We start from the raw sequence: 19491 nt of genomic DNA on the forward strand, positions 1-19491 counted from the left end.
CATAAGAGGAGCCACCCATGAGCATTCCCCTCAGATTCGGTTACAAGGCCTCGAGCGAGCAGTTCGGGCCGAACGAGCTACTCGACTTCGGGGTGCTCGCCGAGAAGATGGGCTTCGACTCCGTCTTCCTCTCCGATCACCTGCAGCCGTGGATGCACGACGGCGGTCACGCCCCCAACGCCCTCCCCTGGCTCGGTGCCCTCGGTGCGCGCACCGAGCGCGTCATCATCGGAACCTCGGTGCTGACCCCGACCTTCCGCTACCACCCGGGCGTCATCGCGCAGGTGTTCGCGACCCTCGGCGTGATGTACCCCGGCCGCGTCGTGCTCGGCGTCGGTACGGGCGAGGCCCTCAACGAGGTCACGCTCGGTCTTGAGTGGCCCGAGCCGCCCGAGCGCTTCCAGCGACTCAAAGAGGCGATCGCGATCATCAACGAGCTGTGGGCCGGCGAACGCGTCACCTACGAGGGCACCTACTACTCGGTCAAGGACGCCACGATCTACGACCGCCCCGAGCAGAAGGTGCCGATCTACATCGGAGCCTCGGGCCCCGCCGCCACGCGCCTGGCCGGCCGCATCGCCGAGGGATACATCACCACGAGCGGCAAGGATCCCGAGCTCTACACCGACAAGCTCCTCCCCGCCCTCGACGACGGCCTCGCCAAGGCGGGCCGCACGCGCGACGACGTCGACACCCTCATGGAGGTGAAGGTGTCGTACCACCCCGATCACGACACCGCGATGGAGAAGACGCGCTTCTGGGCGCCGCTCGCCCTCACCGCCGAAGAGAAGATGAGCGTCCACGACCCCATCGAGATGCAGCGGCTCGCAAACGAGCTGCCGATCGAGCGGGCGGCGTCGCGCTTCATCGTCTCGACCGACCCCGACGAGCACGTCGAGCGCATCGCGCAGTACGTCGACCTCGGCTTCCGCCACCTCGTGTTCCACGACCCCGGCCACGACCAGGAGCAGTTCCTGCGCATGTACGGCGAGGAGATCCTCCCTCGCCTGCGCAAGCGGTTCAGCTGAGGCGGGCGGCGGGGCTGGCCGTGCATCTTTTGCGGCACCCCGCTACCCCCGCGCGGAAATGTCGGGGGTACGGCACACAATGGAGGCAATGAGCACCCCCGACACCTCCGGCTGGACGATCGTCGTCCCGGTGAAACCCGCCGCGGTCGGCAAGACGCGTCTCACCGACGTCGGTACCGACCGCGAGGCCCTCGCGCGCGCCATCGCGCTCGACACCATCACCGCCGCAGCCGCCGCCGATCTGGTGTCACGCGTCATCGTCGTCACCGACGACGAGGGCGTCCGCGCCGAGTTCCGCCGCTCGCGCACCGTCGAAGTCGTGCCCGAGGGCGACACCCGCGGTCTCGACGCAGCCATTGCTTTGGGGGCAGCCGTCGCGGGTGTCGGCTCGCCCCGCGCCGCCCTGCTCGGCGACGTCCCCGCCCTGCGGCCCGCCGATCTCGACGCCGCGCTCGAGCGCGCGGCATCCGTCGAACGAGGTCTGGTCACGGATGCCGAGGGCACGGGCTCCACGCTCATCACCGCACGCGCCGGGGCGGTGTGGGTCTCGGCCTTCGGCCCCGACTCCGCCGCACGCCACCGCCTGCTCGGCTGCACCGACCTGAGCGTCGCGCGCGACTCGACGCTGCACCGCGACGTCGACACCGCCGCGCAGCTCTCCGAGGCCGTGGCGCTGGGCGTGGGGCCGCGGACGGCGGCGGTCTTGGCGGCGGCAGCGGCCTGAGCGGGCTGGGTGTCCGAGCGTTCGACCGCATTCCCGAAATCCGACGAGCGAATCGAGAACCTTTTCCGCGAATCGGACAATACCCAGTGTGAGCACCCACGACGGCGACATCATCGTGCGGTCCCTGACACACGGGGCCGTCTTCGCCGATCTCTATGACCGGCACCAGCGCGTGGTGCACCGTTACGTCGGCAGACGCCTCGGCGTAGCCTTCGCCGAAGACGTGACGTCCGAGACGTTCCTCGTCGCCTTCGCGCGTCGGGCCTCGTTCACCGGTGGCCTCGACGCGCGCCCGTGGCTCCTCGGTATCGCCACCGTCCTGATGCAGAAGCACTCGCGCCTCGAGGCCCGGGCCTGGCGAGGAATGCTCGCGGCCGACATCGCACGAGTGCACGTCGACGACATCGAGACCGCCGAGGAGCGGATGGATGCCGACGGACTCGCCCCGCACCTCGGCACCGCGCTCGCCGACCTGTCACGCGGCGACCGTGACGTGCTGCTGCTCCATACGTTCGGAGACCTCGATTATGCGGGGATCGCCGAAGCCCTCGATATTCCCCTGGGAACGGTCCGCTCACGTCTGAGCCGCGCGCGGCGAAAGGTCCGCGCTGCGATCACCCCGCACATCACCCCGGCTCCGAGCCGAGAAAGAGAGCACCACCGTGGATGAGATCTCACTGCTGAACCGCGTCCGGGCCGACGTTCCCGAGCGGAATCCTGACGACGTGATCCGCGGCCGCGCCGCGCTGTTACGCGCAATCGACGCGCCCGCCGCTCCCCCCGCTCGCCGTCATCCACGCCAGCGGTGGATCTGGGTCGGTTCGGCTGTGGCGGCAACCTGCGCCCTCACCGGGGTGCTCGTGTTCGGCGGCGCCCTCGGCGCCCCGGTCGGTGCGGACCCCGCCGCAGCGGCGGTATTGGGCTCAGCCGCCGCGGCGGCACGCAGCGTGACGGACCCCGTCGTCGGTCCGGGACAGTACCTCGAGGTGCGCACCGACGCTCTGTACGCCGCCATGGGCACCACCGAGGCGGATGCCGAGGAGGCCCGCCGCGAGAACGACGGCAACCTCCGGGACGGCGACCTGACGACGTTTCTCGAACGCGATCTGCGAGCCCTCTGGGTGCCAGCCGACCGATCAGCTGACTGGATCGAGGTTCGGTGCGCGCGTGAGCCCGTGCAGACGTTCGGCCCCCGCTCGGAGACGTTCGCCGCTGAGGCAGGGGGCCTCGAACACGACGCACGTCAAGCGTTCCCGGGAGGAAAGACCGAGAGCGGCTACTCCGTCGTCACCCTCGATGCCGACACCGCCGCCGCGCTCCCTCGCGACCCACGGCAACTGCTCCAGAAGATCTATCAGGACAACGGGGCTGCCGGACCGTCGCGCGATGGAGAGGCCCTGGTGTGGATCGCCGATCGCCTCCGGTCGGGAACCGTTTCAGCCGAACTGCGCTCGGTGTTCTACGACACCGCAGCACTCATCCCCGGCGTCACGATCACCGAGCAGCAGGCCACGCTGAACGGCCGGACCGGCACCGCGATTGGCCGCGACGAGACCGAGGGCGGCTTCCGCCAGGACATCATCATCGATCCCGAGACCGGGGCGTTCATCGGCGAACGGCAGGTTCTCCTGCATCCGGTCGCCGACTTGCCAGCGGGGACGGCCACCGGCTCCAGCTCCGTGACCACGACGGTCGTGGACGCGGCGCCCGAGGGTACGAGCCTGTGCGGGGGGTGAGGGGATTGGGGCCCGCAGACCTGCTGCTTCCTCCCACGCTCAGTGTGACCGTCGCGTTTCAGACCCCCAGTGCCGCCTCGGTGATCGCGGCCGAGGTCGCCTCGTCTCGCATCCACAACGGGGCGACCACCGCGCGGATACCGGCGGTCTCGACGTCCGCGGCCGCAGCCGCATCCTCCTCCGCGAGCAGCCACGCATCGAGCACGCCGCCCGCCGACCGTGCGCCGTAGTGCCGGGCGACTGCCGCGGCGGAGGTCTCGACCCCGATCGCCGTCAGGCACACGTCGGCCATGCCGCGCACGACCCGCCCGCCGATGATCGGCGAGACGCCGACGACTTTCGCGGACGTCTCCCGGACGGCATCCCGAATCCCGGGAACCGCCAGGATCGGCCCGATCGACACGACGGGATTCGACGGCGCGATGAGGACGACATCGGCCCCCGCGATCGCCTCGGCGATGCCCGGGGCGGGCACGGCATCCGCGATCCCGGGGTTCTCGAAGGCGCGGGGCGTGAGTTGGGCGCGGTGGCGCGTCCACCACTCCTGGAAGTGCATTCGCCCGCCGTCCTCGAGCAGCACGTGGGTGTCGACCTCGCTGTCGGTCATGGGGAGCATCCGGATGCCGAGCGGCCACCGTTCCGCCATGCGCGCGAGCACCTGGGTCGGGGTGTGTCCGTCACGAAGCCACCCGGTGCGGGCCAGGTGGGTGCCGAGGTCGAGGTCGCCGAGCGTGAACCACGGCCAGCCCGCGCCCCACGCCTGGAGTTCTTCGTTGACGCGTTCGGTGTCGCCCGCGCGACCCCAGCCGCGCTCGGTGTCGTTCACCCCGGCGAGGGCGTAGGTGATCGAGTCGACGTCGGGCTGCAACCGCACGCCCGAGAGCCACAGGTCGTCGCCCGTGTTGACGATGACGGTGGCCTCGGGAGCGTTCAGCCGGCGAAGGGCGGCGCGGACGCCGAGGGTGAACTTCGACCCCCCGACTCCACCGGCGAGCACGACGACACGGGGCTGGGAGAGAAGCATTGGTTCAGTCTTTCACCCGCGGGGCGGATGAAATTGTTCACATGGTGCTGCTCGCTCATGAGGAGAACGACTACGCTCGCGGGGGTGACAGACCTCTTCTCTTCGGGTGAAGCCGAGGCGGCCATCGCCCGGATCGAGCAGCAGGTGGCCGAAGCGCAGGTTCGGGCAGCCCAGGCGCAACAGGTGCAGGCCGACATCGACGCCGTCCGCGCGTCGGCGACGTCGCCGCGTCGGGAGATAACCGTGACCGTGGATGCCGCGGGTCGACTGGCCGGCATCCGCCTCGCCGACGCGGCTTACGACCTGCGCACCGACGCGTTGGAGCAGTTGATCGTGGAGACGGCCGGGCGGGCCCAACGTCTCGCCGGCGAGCAGGCGTTGGAGATCTCGCGCGCCGCTTTCGGTGCGGACTCGCCGATCGTCGAGCGGCTCGCGGGAGAGATCGATCGCGAGCCGCCGTCCGCACCGCCCGCCGGATTCCGGGTCTGAGTCCGATGGCCGATCGCATCGCCATCGATGCCGAGCTGATCAGCTCGCACGCGTCTCGGCTGGGTGCCGTGGCATCCGATATCTCCGTCGCCCGCGACGCGGGTTCCTCGGGCGGGCTGAACGCGGAAGCCTTCGGCGTTCTGTGCTCGTTCCTCGTTCCACCCGCCACGATGGTCGCGGACGCCGCACGGTCGATGATCGGCGCCGCCGAAGACATGGTGCGACGCTCAGCGACCGAGATTGTGGGGGTGGGAAGCGACATGGAGGCTTACGAGCAGAAGGTGCTCGAGACCGTCCGGGCACTGGAGGCGGGCCTGTGAGCAACGCCCTGATCACCGGCCCCGTCGACACCGCGACGCCGTTCAGCGGGGCGGGTCTGCTCGATTCCGGGACTCAACTCGTCGCGGCGATCGAGTCAGGCAACTGGGTCGAGGGCGGGCTTGCAGCGTTCGGAGCGGTGGCCGACACCGTCGCCGCCGTGATGGACCCTCTCGGCTCGCTGATCGCCGCGGGCCTGGGCTGGCTGATCGATCACTTCGAGCCCATCAAGGGCTGGTTCAACGACCTGAGCCGGCGACGCCGGAGCGGTCGCCGGCTTCGCGCAGACATGGACCAACGTCCAGAACCAGCTCGATGCTTCCGCCGACTACCTCGAGCGCGTCATCACCGACCTCGACGACATGGCCGGCGAGGCGATCGAGGCATATCGCCGGTTCCAGACCGACGCTGCCGCCCACATCCGCGCCTCCGCGTCATGGGCCGGAGCCATGTCGACCGGCCTGCAGATCGCGTCGACCATCGTGCAGGTCGTTCACGACCTCGTGCGCGACATCCTGTCGCAGCTCGTGGGCTCGGCGATCTCGTGGGCCACACAGGCCGTGGTCACCGTCGGCATCGCCACCCCCTGGATCATCGCGCAGGTGTCGTCGCGCGTAGCGAGCTGGACCGCGAAGATCAGCTCCAAGCTCACCGGTCTGCTGCGCTCGTGCGGCAAGCTCGGGGATCTGCTGACGGAGCTGCGGGCGCTAATGGCTCAGGTCGCCGAGAAGTTCTCCGCAGTGCTCGACAAGGGGAAGACCGCAGTTCATAACGCGAAAGAAGCCGTTGTCGCCCTACCGGGTGTGCGTCGGCTGGACCCACGTCGAGACCAGCTTGTGAGTGATATGAAACAGTGGGCGGCAAATGCGCATCTGCCTGACTACAGACCATTCGGGAACCTCGACGGAAATTCGTTCATCGATACTCACTTGCGGCGCTTCACTCGAGAGGGTCACGCGGATTGGAGATGGCCAGAATCAAACGGCTTCGATACCTCGCTCCCCATAGACCCGGCCAGCACGGTACTCAGCAAGAACGATACGATAACGCGCCTTACTCCGGCTCCGATCCTGAAGGACATCGGTGAGTACGCGTCCCCTCCGGGCACAGCATTCGTTACTCAAAGCCTCCCACCAGATCGCCTCGCACCAAGCTTCAAAACACACGAGCTCATCGTCCTCAAGGAACTCCCCGAGGAAGTCAAAGTGGGGAACATTCAAGCAGACTTCCAGCAGCCCGGCGGAGGGACTCAATTCTATTTTCCTGGCGGAATATCGAAGTGGATTGAAGCCGGCTACTTGAAGCCGAAGTAGGAAAGAGCGAATAGTGGATTACGAAAAATTGAAAGAACTCGTGAGAGAGAGAGTGGGCGTCGAGGGGGTGCCGCGGATCATTTCCTTAGCTCATGACGGCAAGCCAATCCCTACGGTCATCTGTCTCGTGAAGCATGAGGGCGGACGATTCACTGCCACGCGGGGTGACCTACGGACTATAGCGCGCCCTGTCCTCAACGAGGCGGGGGAGGAACTGACGTTCGCCAGCGAGGCGGATGCCTGCGCGTGGGCGTGGCAAGATCTCGAGCCCGGACTGGGCGTGACGCCTACATATTCACCGGAGGAGGAGCGAGAATCACTCGCAAGTGGAGATAGACAGCGCGCGCGGCGGGAACAGCGTCTTCGGGAGTGGAAGGCCGCGAGCGGAGCCATCTCCGACTGAAAATACCGCCCAGACGGTCGCATGCCTCAGGCCGAGGATCAAGCAAAGCCACTGCCTGCCGCCCGCTGGCCTTGCCGACCGCGGGGCGGAATTTTGTCGATACACATCTCCGGGGTTTCTATGAGAACGGATACCCGGAGTGGACTTGGCCGCCTGATGGCGGGTTCGACACCTCGCGGCCAATAAGACCCGCATCGGAAGTTCTTTCCGAAGGGAAATGATCACCCGAATATCACCTGCCAGGCCAGAGGAAGACACAGGAAAGTTTGCTTCCCCTGCGTCGGTCACGTTCCAGGAACGCAGCATTCCCCCGGAATGCCTGTCGCCGGCTTTCTCCTCGTATACCCTGAAGGTGGACAAGGAGCTTCACACCCGAGAGCCACAGGTCGTCGCCCGTGTTAACGACGACGGTGGCCTCGGGAGCGTTCAGCCGGCGAAGGGCGGCGCGGACGCCGAGGGTGAACTTCGCCCCCCGACTCCACCGGCGAGCACGACGACACGGGGCGGGGGAGGAAGCATTGGTTCAGTCTTCCCCCCCCGACCTGGCGTGCTCACCCGTCGGTTTTACCGGTGATGGGCCCGGGGTACGATCGCCCGCATGACCGAGGCTGCCCGCGCCGTTGACCAGACGGTGATCAGCGACGCCTTGGTGCGCTATATCGGTGAGGGGCGTTCACCCATGCCGGTCGACGACCCTTCGTCAGTGATCACGACATGTCCGCGCGAGGCGCTCTCTCTGCAGCAGGAGATCCGCCGGATTCTGGCAGTTTCTGAAGCGATCACCCTTCATGACGTGGGCCCGTTCGACCAGTCGCTGCGGCACCGGCTGCATGCGCGCATCCAGGAGCTTTTTCCTGGACTGTCGGGAGACGCGGTCAGGGCCATCGGCTGGCGCTGGGGCTTCCTCAATCTGCGCTGACCGGTTCGGTCGAGGCGTGATGAGCGGCGCAGCCAGCCTCAGACAGAAACGTGAAAGGAGTTGTGTATGGGCAATGATCTTGGATGCCAGATCGGTCTGTCGCACTCCGGAAAGCCGTATCAACCGCGATTTGTCCTCGCCACGTCTCCGTCCGACCTGTTGTATCGGTGTGACTTCTGCCGGACGTGGTGGATCGGAACGCAGCGCTACCAGAACCCCGTGTCACCGGATGCCGCTCGAGCGGCATTCCCCGAAGCGCGCATAGAAGACTGAGACACCTCACCCAGATGGCGCCAGCACGAACGGCGCGAAAATGAAAGTTCTCACATCTTTGACCCAGGTCATGGACTTGAGGGCTACGATCACCCGAGTGACAGACCTCTTCTCCTCTCGTGAAGCCGAGGCGGCCATCGCCCGGATCGAGCAGCAGGTGGCCGAAGCGCAGGTTCGGGCAGCGCAGGCGCAGCAGGTGCAGGCGGACATCGACGCGGTCCGCGCTTCGGCGACCTCTCCGCGTCGCGAGGTCACGGTGACCGTCGACGCAGCGGGTCGACTGGCCGGTATCCGCCTCGCCGATGCGGCGTACGAGCTGCGTCCCGATGCGCTGGAGCAACTGATCGTCGAGACCGCCGGGCGCGCTCAGGTGCTGGCAGGCGAGCAGGCGTTGGAGATCACCCGGGTCGCGTTCGGGGCTGATTCTCCGATCGTCGGTCACCTCGCGGGTGAACTCGATCGTGAGCCCCCGGCCCAGCCCATGGGCTTCCGGGTCTGACGCGCGTGGCTGATCGCATCGCCGTCGACTCCGAGCTCATCGGCTCGCACGCCTCGCGATTGAGCGCCGTGGCATCCGACATCTCCGTCGCCCGTGACGCAGGATCGTCCGGCGGATTGAACGCCGAGGCGTTCGGGGTGCTGTGTTCGTTCCTCGTGCCGCCCGCGACGATGGTGGCCGACGCCGCTCGGTCGTTGATCGGTGCCGCCGAAGACATGGTGCGCCGCTCCGCCACCGAGATCGTCGGGGTCGGCAGCGACATGGACGCGTACGAGCAGAAGGTGCTCGAGTCGATCCGCGCGTTGGAGACGGGCCTGTGAGCAACGCGCTCGTCGCCGGTCCGGTCGACACAGCGACGCCGTTCAGCGGCGCCGGGCTCCTCGATTCCGGGACCCAATTGGCATCCGCCATCGAGTCCGGCAACTGGGTCGAGGGCGGCCTCGCCGCCTTCAGCACCGTCGTCGATACCGTCGCCACCGCCATCGACCCGCTCGGCTCGCTCATCGCCGCCGGCCTCGGCTGGCTCATCGACCACTTCGAGCCGATCAAGGGCTGGTTCAACGACCTCACGGGCGATGCCGGCGCCGTCGCCGGGTTCTCGCAGACGTGGACCAACGTCCAGAACCAGCTCAACAGCTCCGCCGACTACCTCGACCGCGTCGTCAGCGACCTCGACGACATGGCCGGCGAAGCGATCGAGGCCTACCGCCGGTTCCAGACCGACGCAGCCGCCCACATCCGCGCCTCCGGCCTATGGGCGGGCGCCATGGCCACCGGACTGCAGATCGCCTCCACGATCGTCCAGGTCGTCCACGACCTCGTCCGCGACATCCTTTCGCAGCTCGTCGGTTCGGCGATCTCGTGGGCCACCGAAGCCGTCGTCACCGTGGGCCTCGCCACCCCCTGGATCATCAGCCAGGTCTCTTCCCGCGTTGCGAGCTGGACCGCCAAGATCAGCGGCAAGCTCACCGGCCTGCTGCGCTCGTGCGGCAAGCTCGGGGACCTGTTGAACGAGTTGCGGGCGCTGATGAGCAAGGGGGCGAGTCTCCTCGAGAAGGTGCCCCGCCGTGCCGCCGGCGGCAGGCCCGCCGCCGACGCGCCTTCCGCACACCCGCACGAGCCGACCTCGCCGCTTCCCGATCCGCCGCCGGTCGCCCGGAATCCATCGGATCACCTCGGTCCCTCGGAAGTCACCGACGCAACCCCGGGGCACACCAACATCCCCGATTCATATCAGCGCTTCGGCGACCTCTCGGAGTCTGAGTTCGTTGAGAAGTACTGGAACCCTGAAAGCGTCAACTACGACAAATCGACGGGCGGATGGCGCTACCCGCCGGATGACGGGTTCGACCTGTCGGCGGGGAGGGCCCCGAAGGAAGTCGACCTCCCCGAGGGCTACATCATGGACCGCTACGGCGAGCCGTACGGTAGATACACGTCGCCTTCGGGCACGCCGTTCCCGGAGCGAGCGATCCCGCCGGACTCGGTCGGTCAGCCTTATTTCCAGTACCGGGTGGCCAAGCCCTTCGACGAAGAGTCCGGGATGCCGCGCGCCGGTGCCATCGCGCCATGGTTCGAGCAGCCCGGTGGAGGCGTTCAGTTCCACCTCCCGAAGCCCGTCCAGTGGCTTGAGGAACACGGGTACCTCACGAAAGTCGAGAATTGAGCATGCAAGACCTGACATTCGAGCAGTTGTGCGGTCTGCTCCGCGATGAGTTCGGCTCTGCTCCCATCTCGAGCCCTCAACACCCACGCGTGGGCGACGGCGATCCTGTTACCGGTGATCTGATCCTCCGGGAAGACGGGCCGTCCTCCTTCGCGGTTGGGGCGCAGGATCGTGGCCAGTGGTCTGAACTGGCGCGTTTCGCATCGGAGTCGGAGGCGTGCGCCTTCATCCTCGAACAAGTACGCAGGACGCATCGCCCGGGGGTGCGCCTGACTCCCGGAGAGAAGGCAGAATCCGAACGCGTCACGCGCAACTTCGACGACGAATTGCGCCGGTCGCTGGGGCTGTAGCCGCACCGCTGACGAACACGCACAAAACACGAGCACTCATGTTCGATCCCGCAGAAGCGGCGACGCGCTTCCTGCAAGCGCTCGAGAAGCTACCGACTTACACAGGAATCGTGTTCCACGGACTCCCCTCGGTCCCGCAGCTCGCGCCTGCTCGATGGACCCGTGGCGTCACCGCCACCAGTAAAGACCCGCGGATCGCGACCGAGAACTTTTCCACGCCTGCGATTGCCGCCATCGTCAGCCGTACCGGACGCGACATCGCGGCGTTCTCCGCGCATCCCGCGGAGCAGGAGGTGGTTCTTCCCCCGGAGGTCGTCCTCCTCGAGGTGGCCCACACCCGTCTTCCGGACGGTCGTCCGGTGGTCATCGTCGAGCAACTGGCGGAGCCGGACCCGAGGGCTGATCTCCCTCCGACTCTCGATGCCCTTGTCGCCGCCGTGCATGAGCTTTTGCAGCTGGCACAGGCTGGTGAGCCGTCAACCATCACCACCCCGGGCAAGTTCGTGGAGCCATTCTTCTTCCTCGACGAAGAGAGCGGCGCCCACACCGAGTCCTAATGCGATCTTTCTCCGCCCGCATTCACGACCCGGAGCAGCCGAAACCCCTCGGCTGCCCCGCGTGCCTCGACCTGGCGATGCGCGAAGGTCAGCCCGCCTTCATCGTCGCGACGTCGCCCGACGATTTCCTGTACCGGTGCGACTTCTGCCAGACCTGGTGGACCGCCAACAGCAGGTTCCGCAATCCCGCCACGGTCGCCGACGCCCGAGCGCGCTTCCCCGAACAGCGCATCGCGTCAGCGCCCGTCGTCGACGATGCACAGCTGAGCGAGGCGATCGTGCTCTTCACCGGGTGGGGCGTGACGCCGGAACCAATCGACGACGTCGCCCCTGTGGCGGCGCGATTCCCGAAAGATTTCCCGGCGCTCGAGCCGGTCTTGGCCGCGTTCGTCCGCGGTTCCGCATCGATCGTCTTCCACGAGGTGGCGCCCTCCGATGACGGGCTCCTCGGCCGCGTCCGAGCCCGTCTGGGGCTGATCATGCCCCGCCTCTCCGATGACGCCCTGGACGCCCTCACCTGGCGCTGGCCCTTCGTAGTACCGCAGACCTCTCCGTTCTAGACCGCTCAGAAGACACCATGACCCTCGACACCGCCCTCACCGCCTACATCTGGGCCGACGGCTCCGCCGTCCCCGGCCGGCATCCCGAATCCGTCCCCGACCGAGCCCTCCGCGACCGTGTCGAGGGCCTGATCGAGCGAATGGATGCCGTGACCCCCGGCGCCGACGCCACGGATCTCGCCGCGTGGGCCGACCGCACCGTCCGCGCGATAGCGAGCCAGTACGGCGACGTCGGCGAGGCCGGCATCCGGGCCCTTTCGGCCCTGCTCAGCTGGACCTGGCGCTGATCAGACCTGGCCGCGCGGGCACGGCTGCCACGTCGCGCGCCGACGCCGCGGGGCCATGGAGGTGGGCCACCACGACGCGAGCCGCGACAGCAGCGACGAGAAGGCGGTGGGCTGAGTGCGTGCGGGGAGCATGACTCCAGCCTCGCGACCGGGCCTGCCCCGCGCATCATCGCAAAGGACGAAACGCCTCCCCCTCGGGGATGATCCCTATTGCGCGAGCAGCGTCGGATCCAGCGCCTCCGCGGCCGCCTTCGCCGCCATCGGCAGCGCCTCGAGCACACGTTCGAGAGCGACCTCGTCGTGCGCCGCGGTGAGGAACCAGGCCTCGAACACGCTCGGGGGCAGCGAGACGCCGGCATCCAGCATCGCGTGGAAGAACGGGGCGTACCGGTACGACTGCTGCGTCAGGGCGGTGGCGTAGTCGCGGGGCACCTCGGGCAGGAACGCGACGCCGAAGAGCGACCCCGCGCGCGGGACGGCGTGCACGACGCCTTCGGCGGTCAGCGCGGCGTCCAACGCCTCCGACACCTGAGCGGCCGCGGCGTCGACCGCCGCATAGACCTCGGGCGTCGCGAGGCGGAGCGTCGCCAGGCCTGCAGCCACCGACAGCGGGTTCCCCGACAGCGTTCCCGCCTGGTACACCGGGCCCAGCGGCGCCAGATGGTCCATGATCTCGGCGCGACCGGCGAGAGCGGCCAGAGGCATGCCGCCGCCGATGACCTTGCCGTACGTGAGGATGTCGGGCAGATAGCGCTCGCCCTGCGACGCCTGCAGGCCCCAGAATCCGGCGGGGTGCACGCGGAAACCGGTGAGCACCTCGTCCATGATCAACAGGGCGCCGTGGCTGTGCGCGATGTCGGCGAGCGCGGCGTTGAAGCCGGGGAGCGGCGGAACGACTCCCATGTTGGCCGAGGCGGCCTCGACGATGATCGCGGCGATGTTCTCGCCGTGCACCTCGAACACCTCGCGCACCGCGTCGAGATCGTTGTACGGCAGCACGAGCGTTTGCGCGGCGATCGGAGCGGGAACACCCGCGGATCCGGGCAGCGCGAGCGTGGCGACGCCCGAGCCCGCCGCAGCCAACAGCCCGTCGGAGTGCCCGTGGTAGTGCCCGGCGAACTTGATCAGCAGATCGCGACCGGTGACACCGCGCGCCAGGCGGATGGCGGTCATCGTCGCCTCAGTGCCGGTCGAGACCAGGCGCACCTTCTCGATCGGCTTCAGGTCGCCGACCTGCACGCGCTGTGCGACGAGATCGGCGAGCTCGACCTCGGCCCCCGTCGGGGCGCCGAAGGACAGACCACGGGATGCCGCGGACTGCACCGCCCCGACCACCTCGGGGTGCGCGTGACCGAGGAGTGCCGGGCCCCACGACGCGACGAGGTCGACGTACTCGCGACCCGCGGCATCCGTGATCCGAGAGCCGGAGGCCGACTGCACGAACCGCGGCGTGCCACCCACGGAGCCGTACGCGCGAACGGGCGAGTTCACGCCCCCCGGGATGACGTCCTTCGCGCGGGCGAACCACTGGTCGTTGAGATCGGTCATGGCATCCATTCTTCCGGGCAGCACGGGGAAAGGGGTCGGATCCGGGCGCTTCACGGCCACCCGACGACCCCGCAAGACAGGGCTCAGAGCTCGGCGCGCAGCCAGCGGGCGGCCTCGACCGCCCAGTACGTCAGGATCGCGTCGGCACCGGCGCGGCGGATGCCGAGCAGGCTCTCCATGATCGCGCCCCGGCGATCGATCCAGCCGTGGGCGGCGGCGGCCTCGACCATCGCGTACTCGCCCGACACCTGGTACGCCCACACGGGGACGTCGACCGAGGCCTTCACGTCGGCGAGCACGTCAAGGTACGGCAGGGCCGGCTTGACCATGACGACGTCGGCGCCCTCTTCGACATCGAGCAGCGCTTCGCGCACGCCCTCGCGGCCGTTGCCGGGGTCGAGCTGGTACGAGCGGCGGTCGCCCTTCAGCTGCGAGTCGACGGCCTCGCGGAAGGGGCCGTAGAACGCGCCCGCGTACTTCGCCGAGTAGGCCAGGATCAGCGTGTCGGTGAAGCCCTCGGCATCCAGCGCCTCGCGCACCGCACCGACCTGGCCGTCCATCATTCCCGACAGGCCCAGCATGGCCGAGCCCGCGCGCGCCTGCGCGAGACCCATCGCCGTGTAGCGCTCGAGAGTGGCGTCGTTGTCGACGGCGCCGTCATCGCGCAGCACGCCGCAGTGGCCGTGATCGGTGAACTCGTCGAGACACAGGTCGGTCTGCACGACCACCGCGTCGCCGACCTCGGCCACCACGGCCTCGGTGGCGAGGTTCAGGATGCCGTTCGGGTCGTCGGCCCCGGAGCCCACGGCGTCGCGCGTCTCGGGCACGCCGAAGAGCATGACCCCGCCGATGCGCTGCTCGGCCGCCTCGGCGACCGCACGGCGGAGCGAGTCCATCGAGTGCTGCACGATGCCCGGCATCGAACCGATCGGGCTCGGCTCGGTGATTCCCTCGCGCACGAACATCGGCAGCACGAGCTGCGAGGGCACGAGGTGCGTTTCTCGAGCGAGACGACGGACGGCGGGGGTGCGGCGCAGACGCCGCGGGCGGTGCTCGGGAAAGCTCATGGGGTCGATTCGTCGGTGTTCAGGGGAAAGCGGGCGACGGCGTCGATGAGCGAGTCCACCGTCTGCGTCTCGGCCACGACGTCGACGCTGAGTCCGGCGCGCTTGGCGTCTTTGGCGGTGCGCGGACCGATCGCGGCGATGACGGTGGATGCCGGAACCTCGGGGAACTGCTCGACGACCTGCTCGGCGACCGAGCCACTGGTGACGAGGATCGCGTTGATGCGCCCCGACTGCACGTCGCCGGCGATCTTCTCGGTGACCGGGACCCCGACCGTGCGATAGGCGACGACACTGCGGACATCGTGCCCGGCCTCGATGAGCAGGCGCGTGAGCACGGGCTTGGCGATCTCGCTTCGGAGGGTGAGGACCTTCCGCGGCTCGGTCTCGAGCTCGATCATCTGCTCGGCCATGCCCTGGGCCGAGTTGTCGCGCTCGGGGACGAGATCGACGTGGTAGCCGACGGCCTGCATAGCGGCCGCGGTGGTCTCACCGACGACCGCGACCTTCGTCTCGGCGGGGATGACCGCCTTGTAGGCGTACAGCACGTCGACGGTGGTGGCGCTCGTGAGCGTCAGCCAGTCGAAGGCGCCGGCGGCGAGATCGGCGAGGGCCTCGTCGAGGGTCGCCTGGTCGTTCGTGGGTGCGAAGTTGATCAGCGGCGCGATGACGGGCACGGCGCCGAGCTGTCGAAGGCTCGCGGCGACGCCGTCGCCCCAGGGGCCTCCTCGGGGAACGAGGACGCGTCGACCGGCAAGCGGTTTCGGCACGCTGCCCGTCGAGGGGTTCGGCGTGTGCTGGTGGCCTTCGTTCATGTGGTCGACTCTCGTGGTACCAGGTCGGCCGCCCCGCGTTCGAGCAACCGACGCGCGGCTTCTCGGCCCGCTCGCGTCGCTTGCGCGATCGGTCCCCCGTCGTCGGCAGCATCCGCTCCATTGCCACTGCCCGTAGTGTCCCCACCATACCCCGGGTCGAGACGCACCGTCCGGTCTACGCCGATCCTTTGTGTCCCATCGAGCGCGTAGACGATCGCGCGCAGACGCAGGTCGCCCTCGGCAAGCGAGGCATGCGTGCCCACGGGGGCACTGCACCCGGCGTCGAGCGCCGAGAGGACCGTGCGCTCGGCCGTGATGGCCACGCGGGTGAGTTCGTCGTCCAACCGGGCGAGAGCGGCGTAGATATCGGGATCGATGTCGTCGCGGGTCTCGACGGCGAGCGAGCCCTGCCCCGGAGCGGTCGGCCACTCCGACAGACCGAGCTCTTCGGCGAGAAGGCCACCGAGGTCGCCGCCGAGCCGCGAGATGCCCGCGGCCGCGAGGATCACGGCATCCAGCTCTCCATCGCGCACCCGTGCGAGACGCGAGTCGACGTTGCCGCGGATGTCGTGGATGTCGACTCCCGGGTTGTGGCGCAGCGCCTGGGCGACACGACGGGGCGAGCCGGTGCCCACACGCGCACCGGCGGCGAGAGCGCCCAGCGGGGTGCCGTCGCGGGTGACGACCACGTCGCGCGCATCTGCCCGCGCGGGCGTCGCCGCGATGACCAGACCGTCGGGCTGCTGGGTCGGCAGGTCTTTGAGCGAGTGCACGAGGAAGTCGCAGCGATCCGCGGCGAGCGCCTCCCGCAGACCGTTCGCGAACACCCCGCGTCCGCCCAGCTGCGACAGCGAGGCGCGGTTGACGTCGCCCTCCGAGACGATCGGCACCAGCTCGACGGGACGACCGGATACCGCTGAGACGGCATCGGCGACCATCTGCGACTGGGTCATCGCCAGGTTGCTGCGGCGAGTGCCGAGACGCAGGGGCGCGGTCACTGAAGGATCTCGGGGATCTCGTCGAGAGTGACCAGCCGACCGGTGTAGAACGGCACCTCCTCGCGCACGTGGCGACGGGCCTCTGTGTACCGCAGGTCACGCATCATGTCGACGAGGTCGGTGAGGACGTCCGCTTCCATGGGGAGGAGCCACTCGTAGTCGCCGAGGGCGAACGACGCCACCGTGTTGGCGATGACGCCCTTGTACGCCGAGCCCTTCTTGCCGTGCTCGATGAGCATCTCGCGGCGCTCGGCCTCGGGCAGGAGGTACCACTCGTAGCTGCGCACGAAGGGGTACAGGCACAGCCACTGCTGCGCCTCGATACCGCGGAGGAAGCCGGGCACGTGCGAGCGGTTGAACTCCGCGTCGCGGTGCACGCCCATCGCGTTCCAGGTGGGGAGGAGGTTCTTGAGCAGGTCGGTGCGGCGGAGGCGCCGCAGGTCGCGCTGAAGGGCCTGCGGGTCTTCGCCGTACAACCAGACCATGAGGTCGGCGTCGGCGCGCAGGCCGCTCACGTCGTAGAAACCGCGCACGGTGACGCCGTCGGCCTCGATGAGCGAGACGAGATCGGCCAGTTCGGTCGCGTCGGTGGCGGTGACCGCGTTTTCGGGATCGCGGCGGAAAACCGCCCACAACGTGTACACAGAGGAGGAGCTGTCGTCGGACATACTCCCAGTCTCGTCCGGTCGGGGCGGCGGTCCAAACCGGTTGACTCGCCGACGAACCACCGCCACGTGCGCAAGCCGCTTCCCCGTTGGTACTGTGCGACGACGGCGTCGGGGTACGCCCTTCGAGAGGCCTGCCGATGTGGTTGTACGACCTCCCCATGTATCTGGGGCTGCCGCTGTTCATCGTCCTGGTCGTGGGAGGTTCGTGCGCGATCCTGCTGGCCCTGCGGAGGTGGGTACGACGGGCAGCACCGCGCGGTGAGGAGTGGGACCGCGTGCTCAGCTACGCGGTAGGCGTCTACGGCGTCTTCTACGGCGTGACCCTCGCGCTCATCGCCACGGCGGCCTACGGCAACTTCACCGAGGTCGACGGCGTCGTGCTCGAGGAGTCGTCGTCGCTCGCCTCGCTGTACCGCACCGCGGCGCTGCTCCCCGACCCGCAAGGCGACGAACTGCAGGCCCAGATCACCCAGTACGCCCGCAACGTCATCGACCTGGACTGGCCCCGACAGCGGCGTCTGGAGATTCCCGCCGAGACGGATGCCAATGTCTCGGCCATGCAGCGGGCGATCGGCGCCGTGCAGCCGACGACGGCCGCCGAGACCCTCTATGTGCAGCAGTCCCTCGATCAGTTCCAGCTGCTGGTGGAGAACCGCCGCGACCGCATCGCGCTCACCCACCTCGCGCTACCGAGTGTGCTGTGGATCGTGCTCGGCGTAGGTGCGGTGCTCAACGCGATCCTCCTCGGCCTGATCGAGGTGCGAAACCTCCGGGTGCACCTGTTGATGTCCAGCATGCTCGCGCTGTTCGTGGCCCTGTTGCTGTACGCGATCGCCGGATTCGACCACGCCTACGCGGGCCCGATCGCCGTGACACCCGAGTACTTCGAAGACCTGCTGCGGGGGCTCTTCGTCAACGAGCCGTAGGCGGGATGGCGGGATCCCGGCCTCGGGCCGGGCGGCAGGGTTTCGGCATCCGGTCCCGAACCGTCCCGCGGAGATCACGGCAGACTCACCGCCACACGGCCGCACAACCCGGCGCGCCGCAGACGAACTCCGCACGACGGGCCGGCACGGGCGCCCGGGAACGACGAAGCGGCCCGCCCTCCCGGAGGAAGACGGGCCGCTTCGCGCGATCTCAGCGCGTGTAGGCGCGAACGATGCCCCAGACGGCCAGGCCGACGAGCGAGGCGACGCCCGCGACGACGGCAGCAGCAGCACCGGGGTTCTGCTGGGCCTTTCGGCGAACCTCCTGCACCTTGCGCTCGACGGCCTCGCTCGCGCGACGCGGGGCGTTGGCCTTGACCTCGATGGCCGCGAGAGCGGCTTTGAGCCTCGGCGCGGGCCGACTGCACCGGGTCGGTGATGCCGAGGGGCACCGCGGTACGCGGAACGGGGACGGGACGATCAATACTCATCGCGGGCCTCCTTCACGATTCGGACGTCTTCGGCGATGGCCTTGCCGGGGTTCTCGCGCTTCGAGAGCTTCTTGAAGCGCAGGTAGCCCAGAAGGGCGAGGATCGCGGTGACGACGATCATCACGCCGAAGACGACGAGCGCCGACAGCCAGACGGGCCACCACGACGACAGCCCCGCGATCACGAACGCGAAGAAGACCGGAACGGCCCAGAAGACGACGATCAGAGCGCCGACGAACCATCCGGCGCCGATCCCGGCGTCTTTCGCCGTGCGCTGCGCCCACGCCTTCGCGCCGTTGATCTCGGCGACGACGAGGTTGCGCACCAACTCGGGAATGTCGCCGATGAGGGTGAACAGACTGTCGTCGGAACGATCGCGGAATCCGCGCGGAGTGGTCATGCGTCAGCTCCCGGACGAGGTGGAGCCGCTCTTGGCCGCCTGCGCGCGCGTGGTGGCCGCCTTCTCCGCCTGCTTGGCGTCGTCGACGGAATCCTCGACGACATCGGCCACCTCGTGGGCCGACTGCTTCGCGGCGCGTCCCGCGCGCTCGGCGCGCTCCTGCACGGTGCCGGAACCGGACGCCGCGCCGGTGACCGACTTCGCGCCCTTCCACACCACGCCGGGGACGGACTTGAGAGCGGAGACGCCGAACGCCTTCACCTTCTCGACCTGTCCTTGGACGACGGGCTGGTCCCAGACCTTGCCGGCCTGAGTCTTGATCTGCTCGTACCGGTCGCGGCCTGCGCGTGCACCGAGCACGTAGCCCGCCACGAGTCCGACGACGAGTGCTGCTTTGCCCCTCATGGGGTCTCCTCACGCTCGATCCAGTGCTGG

At 68.6% G+C, this 19491-nt stretch carries 27 protein-coding genes; 17 read left to right on the forward strand and 10 right to left on the reverse strand.

Going from position 1 to position 19491, the window contains the following annotated elements; translation table 11 throughout:
- Nucleotides 1-17 precede the first annotated feature (17 nt).
- The 4 genes from fgd to OVA17_RS04575 all read left to right on the forward strand — a co-directional run bounded on the left by fgd (nt 18) and on the right by OVA17_RS04575 (nt 3488).
- Nucleotides 18-1028: a glucose-6-phosphate dehydrogenase (coenzyme-F420) gene (gene fgd / locus OVA17_RS04560; RefSeq protein WP_267788478.1), complete on the forward strand. Its 1011-nt coding sequence runs from the start codon at nt 18-20 to the stop codon at nt 1026-1028.
- An 88-nt stretch (nt 1029-1116) separates the two neighbouring features.
- Nucleotides 1117-1752 carry a 2-phospho-L-lactate guanylyltransferase gene (gene cofC / locus OVA17_RS04565; protein WP_210075923.1) on the forward strand — a complete coding sequence of 212 codons (636 nt, stop codon included), beginning with the start codon at nt 1117-1119 and terminating at the stop codon, nt 1750-1752.
- A gap of 88 nt (nt 1753-1840) precedes the next feature.
- A complete protein-coding gene (locus tag OVA17_RS04570) occupies nt 1841-2422 on the forward strand; it encodes an RNA polymerase sigma factor (RefSeq protein WP_267788479.1) in 582 nt (193 codons plus the stop codon).
- The gene (locus OVA17_RS04575) at nt 2415-3488 is read left to right on the forward strand and encodes a CU044_5270 family protein (RefSeq protein WP_267788480.1); all 1074 of its coding nucleotides are present in this window, start codon (nt 2415-2417) and stop codon (nt 3486-3488) included. The genes OVA17_RS04570 and OVA17_RS04575 overlap by 8 nt, the downstream gene beginning before the upstream one ends.
- A gap of 58 nt (nt 3489-3546) precedes the next feature.
- On the opposite strand, the gene cofD is transcribed toward OVA17_RS04575, so the two are convergent.
- Nucleotides 3547-4512 carry a 2-phospho-L-lactate transferase gene (gene cofD / locus OVA17_RS04580; RefSeq protein WP_267788481.1) on the reverse strand — a complete coding sequence of 322 codons (966 nt, stop codon included), beginning with the start codon at nt 4510-4512 and terminating at the stop codon, nt 3547-3549.
- An 84-nt stretch (nt 4513-4596) separates the two neighbouring features.
- Here cofD and OVA17_RS04585 point away from each other — a divergent pair, with 84 nt between their 5' ends.
- The 12 genes from OVA17_RS04585 to OVA17_RS04640 all read left to right on the forward strand — a co-directional run bounded on the left by OVA17_RS04585 (nt 4597) and on the right by OVA17_RS04640 (nt 12146).
- Nucleotides 4597-5001, forward strand: a complete 405-nt coding sequence (locus OVA17_RS04585; protein WP_170210723.1) for a YbaB/EbfC family nucleoid-associated protein — start codon at nt 4597-4599, stop codon at nt 4999-5001.
- 5 nt (nt 5002-5006) lie between these two features.
- Complete coding sequence (locus tag OVA17_RS04590) at nt 5007-5321, forward strand: hypothetical protein (protein WP_141378276.1); 315 nt, start codon at nt 5007-5009, stop codon at nt 5319-5321.
- Nucleotides 5322-5681: 360 nt separating this feature from the next.
- Nucleotides 5682-6632, forward strand: a complete 951-nt coding sequence (locus OVA17_RS04595; RefSeq protein ID WP_267788482.1) for a TNT domain-containing protein — start codon at nt 5682-5684, stop codon at nt 6630-6632.
- 1001 nt (nt 6633-7633) lie between these two features.
- Nucleotides 7634-7954 carry a hypothetical protein gene (locus OVA17_RS04600; protein WP_141378278.1) on the forward strand — a complete coding sequence of 107 codons (321 nt, stop codon included), beginning with the start codon at nt 7634-7636 and terminating at the stop codon, nt 7952-7954.
- A gap of 66 nt (nt 7955-8020) precedes the next feature.
- Nucleotides 8021-8227 (forward strand): hypothetical protein, encoded by a 207-nt coding sequence (locus OVA17_RS04605; RefSeq protein ID WP_267788484.1) that lies wholly within the window; start codon nt 8021-8023, stop codon nt 8225-8227.
- 97 nt (nt 8228-8324) lie between these two features.
- Entirely contained in the window at nt 8325-8726 is a 402-nt protein-coding gene (locus OVA17_RS04610) for a YbaB/EbfC family nucleoid-associated protein (RefSeq protein WP_267788486.1), read from the forward strand.
- A 5-nt stretch (nt 8727-8731) separates the two neighbouring features.
- The gene (locus OVA17_RS04615) at nt 8732-9046 is read left to right on the forward strand and encodes a hypothetical protein (protein ID WP_056224595.1); all 315 of its coding nucleotides are present in this window, start codon (nt 8732-8734) and stop codon (nt 9044-9046) included.
- A complete protein-coding gene (locus tag OVA17_RS04620) occupies nt 9043-10392 on the forward strand; it encodes a TNT domain-containing protein (RefSeq protein ID WP_267788491.1) in 1350 nt (449 codons plus the stop codon). Before OVA17_RS04615 ends, OVA17_RS04620 begins: the two co-directional genes overlap by 4 nt.
- 2 nt (nt 10393-10394) lie before the next feature.
- Nucleotides 10395-10742: a hypothetical protein gene (locus OVA17_RS04625; RefSeq protein WP_141378281.1), complete on the forward strand. Its 348-nt coding sequence runs from the start codon at nt 10395-10397 to the stop codon at nt 10740-10742.
- Nucleotides 10743-10780: 38 nt separating this feature from the next.
- Nucleotides 10781-11299 (forward strand): hypothetical protein, encoded by a 519-nt coding sequence (locus OVA17_RS04630; RefSeq protein WP_141378282.1) that lies wholly within the window; start codon nt 10781-10783, stop codon nt 11297-11299.
- Nucleotides 11299-11859 carry a hypothetical protein gene (locus tag OVA17_RS04635; protein WP_267788492.1) on the forward strand — a complete coding sequence of 187 codons (561 nt, stop codon included), beginning with the start codon at nt 11299-11301 and terminating at the stop codon, nt 11857-11859. The genes OVA17_RS04630 and OVA17_RS04635 overlap by 1 nt, the downstream gene beginning before the upstream one ends.
- 17 nt (nt 11860-11876) lie before the next feature.
- Entirely contained in the window at nt 11877-12146 is a 270-nt protein-coding gene (locus OVA17_RS04640) for a hypothetical protein (protein ID WP_267788494.1), read from the forward strand.
- Here OVA17_RS04640 and OVA17_RS04645 read toward each other — a convergent pair whose 3' ends face one another.
- The 6 genes from OVA17_RS04645 to hemQ all read right to left on the reverse strand — a co-directional run bounded on the left by OVA17_RS04645 (nt 12147) and on the right by hemQ (nt 17239).
- The gene (locus OVA17_RS04645; RefSeq protein ID WP_267788495.1) at nt 12147-12278 is read right to left on the reverse strand and encodes a hypothetical protein; all 132 of its coding nucleotides are present in this window, start codon (nt 12276-12278) and stop codon (nt 12147-12149) included.
- Between the two features lie 75 nt (nt 12279-12353).
- Nucleotides 12354-13694, reverse strand: a complete 1341-nt coding sequence (hemL, locus tag OVA17_RS04650; protein WP_267788496.1) for a glutamate-1-semialdehyde 2,1-aminomutase — start codon at nt 13692-13694, stop codon at nt 12354-12356.
- A gap of 83 nt (nt 13695-13777) precedes the next feature.
- The gene (gene hemB / locus OVA17_RS04655; protein WP_267788497.1) at nt 13778-14761 is read right to left on the reverse strand and encodes a porphobilinogen synthase; all 984 of its coding nucleotides are present in this window, start codon (nt 14759-14761) and stop codon (nt 13778-13780) included.
- Nucleotides 14758-15573, reverse strand: coding sequence for a uroporphyrinogen-III synthase (locus OVA17_RS04660; protein ID WP_210075904.1), 816 nt, complete (start codon nt 15571-15573; stop codon nt 14758-14760). Before OVA17_RS04660 ends, hemB begins: the two co-directional genes overlap by 4 nt.
- Nucleotides 15570-16571 (reverse strand): hydroxymethylbilane synthase, encoded by a 1002-nt coding sequence (hemC, locus tag OVA17_RS04665; protein ID WP_267788498.1) that lies wholly within the window; start codon nt 16569-16571, stop codon nt 15570-15572. The genes OVA17_RS04660 and hemC overlap by 4 nt, the downstream gene beginning before the upstream one ends.
- Nucleotides 16568-17239 carry a hydrogen peroxide-dependent heme synthase gene (gene hemQ / locus OVA17_RS04670; RefSeq protein WP_267788499.1) on the reverse strand — a complete coding sequence of 224 codons (672 nt, stop codon included), beginning with the start codon at nt 17237-17239 and terminating at the stop codon, nt 16568-16570. The genes hemC and hemQ overlap by 4 nt, the downstream gene beginning before the upstream one ends.
- A 137-nt stretch (nt 17240-17376) precedes the next feature.
- On the opposite strand from hemQ, the gene OVA17_RS04675 reads away from it, so the two are divergent.
- Entirely contained in the window at nt 17377-18165 is a 789-nt protein-coding gene (locus OVA17_RS04675; RefSeq protein ID WP_267788501.1) for a DUF4239 domain-containing protein, read from the forward strand.
- Between the two features lie 211 nt (nt 18166-18376).
- On the opposite strand, the gene OVA17_RS04680 is transcribed toward OVA17_RS04675, so the two are convergent.
- Genes OVA17_RS04680 through OVA17_RS04690 form a run of 3 tightly spaced genes read right to left on the reverse strand, consistent with a single transcriptional unit; the run spans nt 18377 to nt 19461 of the window.
- Nucleotides 18377-18649 carry a hypothetical protein gene (locus OVA17_RS04680; protein ID WP_267788502.1) on the reverse strand — a complete coding sequence of 91 codons (273 nt, stop codon included), beginning with the start codon at nt 18647-18649 and terminating at the stop codon, nt 18377-18379.
- Entirely contained in the window at nt 18646-19056 is a 411-nt protein-coding gene (locus OVA17_RS04685; protein ID WP_210075893.1) for a phage holin family protein, read from the reverse strand. Before OVA17_RS04685 ends, OVA17_RS04680 begins: the two co-directional genes overlap by 4 nt.
- A 3-nt stretch (nt 19057-19059) precedes the next feature.
- A complete protein-coding gene (locus tag OVA17_RS04690; protein ID WP_181906402.1) occupies nt 19060-19461 on the reverse strand; it encodes a hypothetical protein in 402 nt (133 codons plus the stop codon).
- Between the last annotated feature and the right edge of the window lie 30 nt (nt 19462-19491).

It is taken from the genome of Microbacterium sp. SL75, from assembly GCF_026625865.1.
Classification (GTDB): Bacteria; Actinomycetota; Actinomycetes; order Actinomycetales; family Microbacteriaceae; genus Microbacterium.

Coding starts and splice junctions, on each gene's coding strand:
- fgd (WP_267788478.1), top strand. CDS start 18: ATGAGCATTCCCCTCAGATTCGGTTACAAGGCCTCGAGCGAGCAGTTC.
- cofC (WP_210075923.1), top strand. CDS start 1,117: ATGAGCACCCCCGACACCTCCGGCTGGACGATCGTCGTCCCGGTGAAA.
- cofD (WP_267788481.1), bottom strand. CDS start 4,512: ATGCTTCTCTCCCAGCCCCGTGTCGTCGTGCTCGCCGGTGGAGTCGGG.
- OVA17_RS04590 (WP_141378276.1), top strand. CDS start 5,007: ATGGCCGATCGCATCGCCATCGATGCCGAGCTGATCAGCTCGCACGCG.
- OVA17_RS04595 (WP_267788482.1), top strand. CDS start 5,682: ATGGCCGGCGAGGCGATCGAGGCATATCGCCGGTTCCAGACCGACGCT.
- OVA17_RS04600 (WP_141378278.1), top strand. CDS start 7,634: ATGACCGAGGCTGCCCGCGCCGTTGACCAGACGGTGATCAGCGACGCC.
- OVA17_RS04605 (WP_267788484.1), top strand. CDS start 8,021: ATGGGCAATGATCTTGGATGCCAGATCGGTCTGTCGCACTCCGGAAAG.
- OVA17_RS04625 (WP_141378281.1), top strand. CDS start 10,395: ATGCAAGACCTGACATTCGAGCAGTTGTGCGGTCTGCTCCGCGATGAG.
- OVA17_RS04630 (WP_141378282.1), top strand. CDS start 10,781: ATGTTCGATCCCGCAGAAGCGGCGACGCGCTTCCTGCAAGCGCTCGAG.
- OVA17_RS04635 (WP_267788492.1), top strand. CDS start 11,299: ATGCGATCTTTCTCCGCCCGCATTCACGACCCGGAGCAGCCGAAACCC.
- OVA17_RS04640 (WP_267788494.1), top strand. CDS start 11,877: ATGACCCTCGACACCGCCCTCACCGCCTACATCTGGGCCGACGGCTCC.
- OVA17_RS04645 (WP_267788495.1), bottom strand. CDS start 12,278: ATGCTCCCCGCACGCACTCAGCCCACCGCCTTCTCGTCGCTGCTGTCG.
- hemL (WP_267788496.1), bottom strand. CDS start 13,694: ATGACCGATCTCAACGACCAGTGGTTCGCCCGCGCGAAGGACGTCATC.
- hemB (WP_267788497.1), bottom strand. CDS start 14,761: ATGAGCTTTCCCGAGCACCGCCCGCGGCGTCTGCGCCGCACCCCCGCC.
- OVA17_RS04660 (WP_210075904.1), bottom strand. CDS start 15,573: ATGAACGAAGGCCACCAGCACACGCCGAACCCCTCGACGGGCAGCGTG.
- hemQ (WP_267788499.1), bottom strand. CDS start 17,239: ATGTCCGACGACAGCTCCTCCTCTGTGTACACGTTGTGGGCGGTTTTC.
- OVA17_RS04675 (WP_267788501.1), top strand. CDS start 17,377: ATGTGGTTGTACGACCTCCCCATGTATCTGGGGCTGCCGCTGTTCATC.
- OVA17_RS04685 (WP_210075893.1), bottom strand. CDS start 19,056: ATGACCACTCCGCGCGGATTCCGCGATCGTTCCGACGACAGTCTGTTC.
- OVA17_RS04690 (WP_181906402.1), bottom strand. CDS start 19,461: ATGAGGGGCAAAGCAGCACTCGTCGTCGGACTCGTGGCGGGCTACGTG.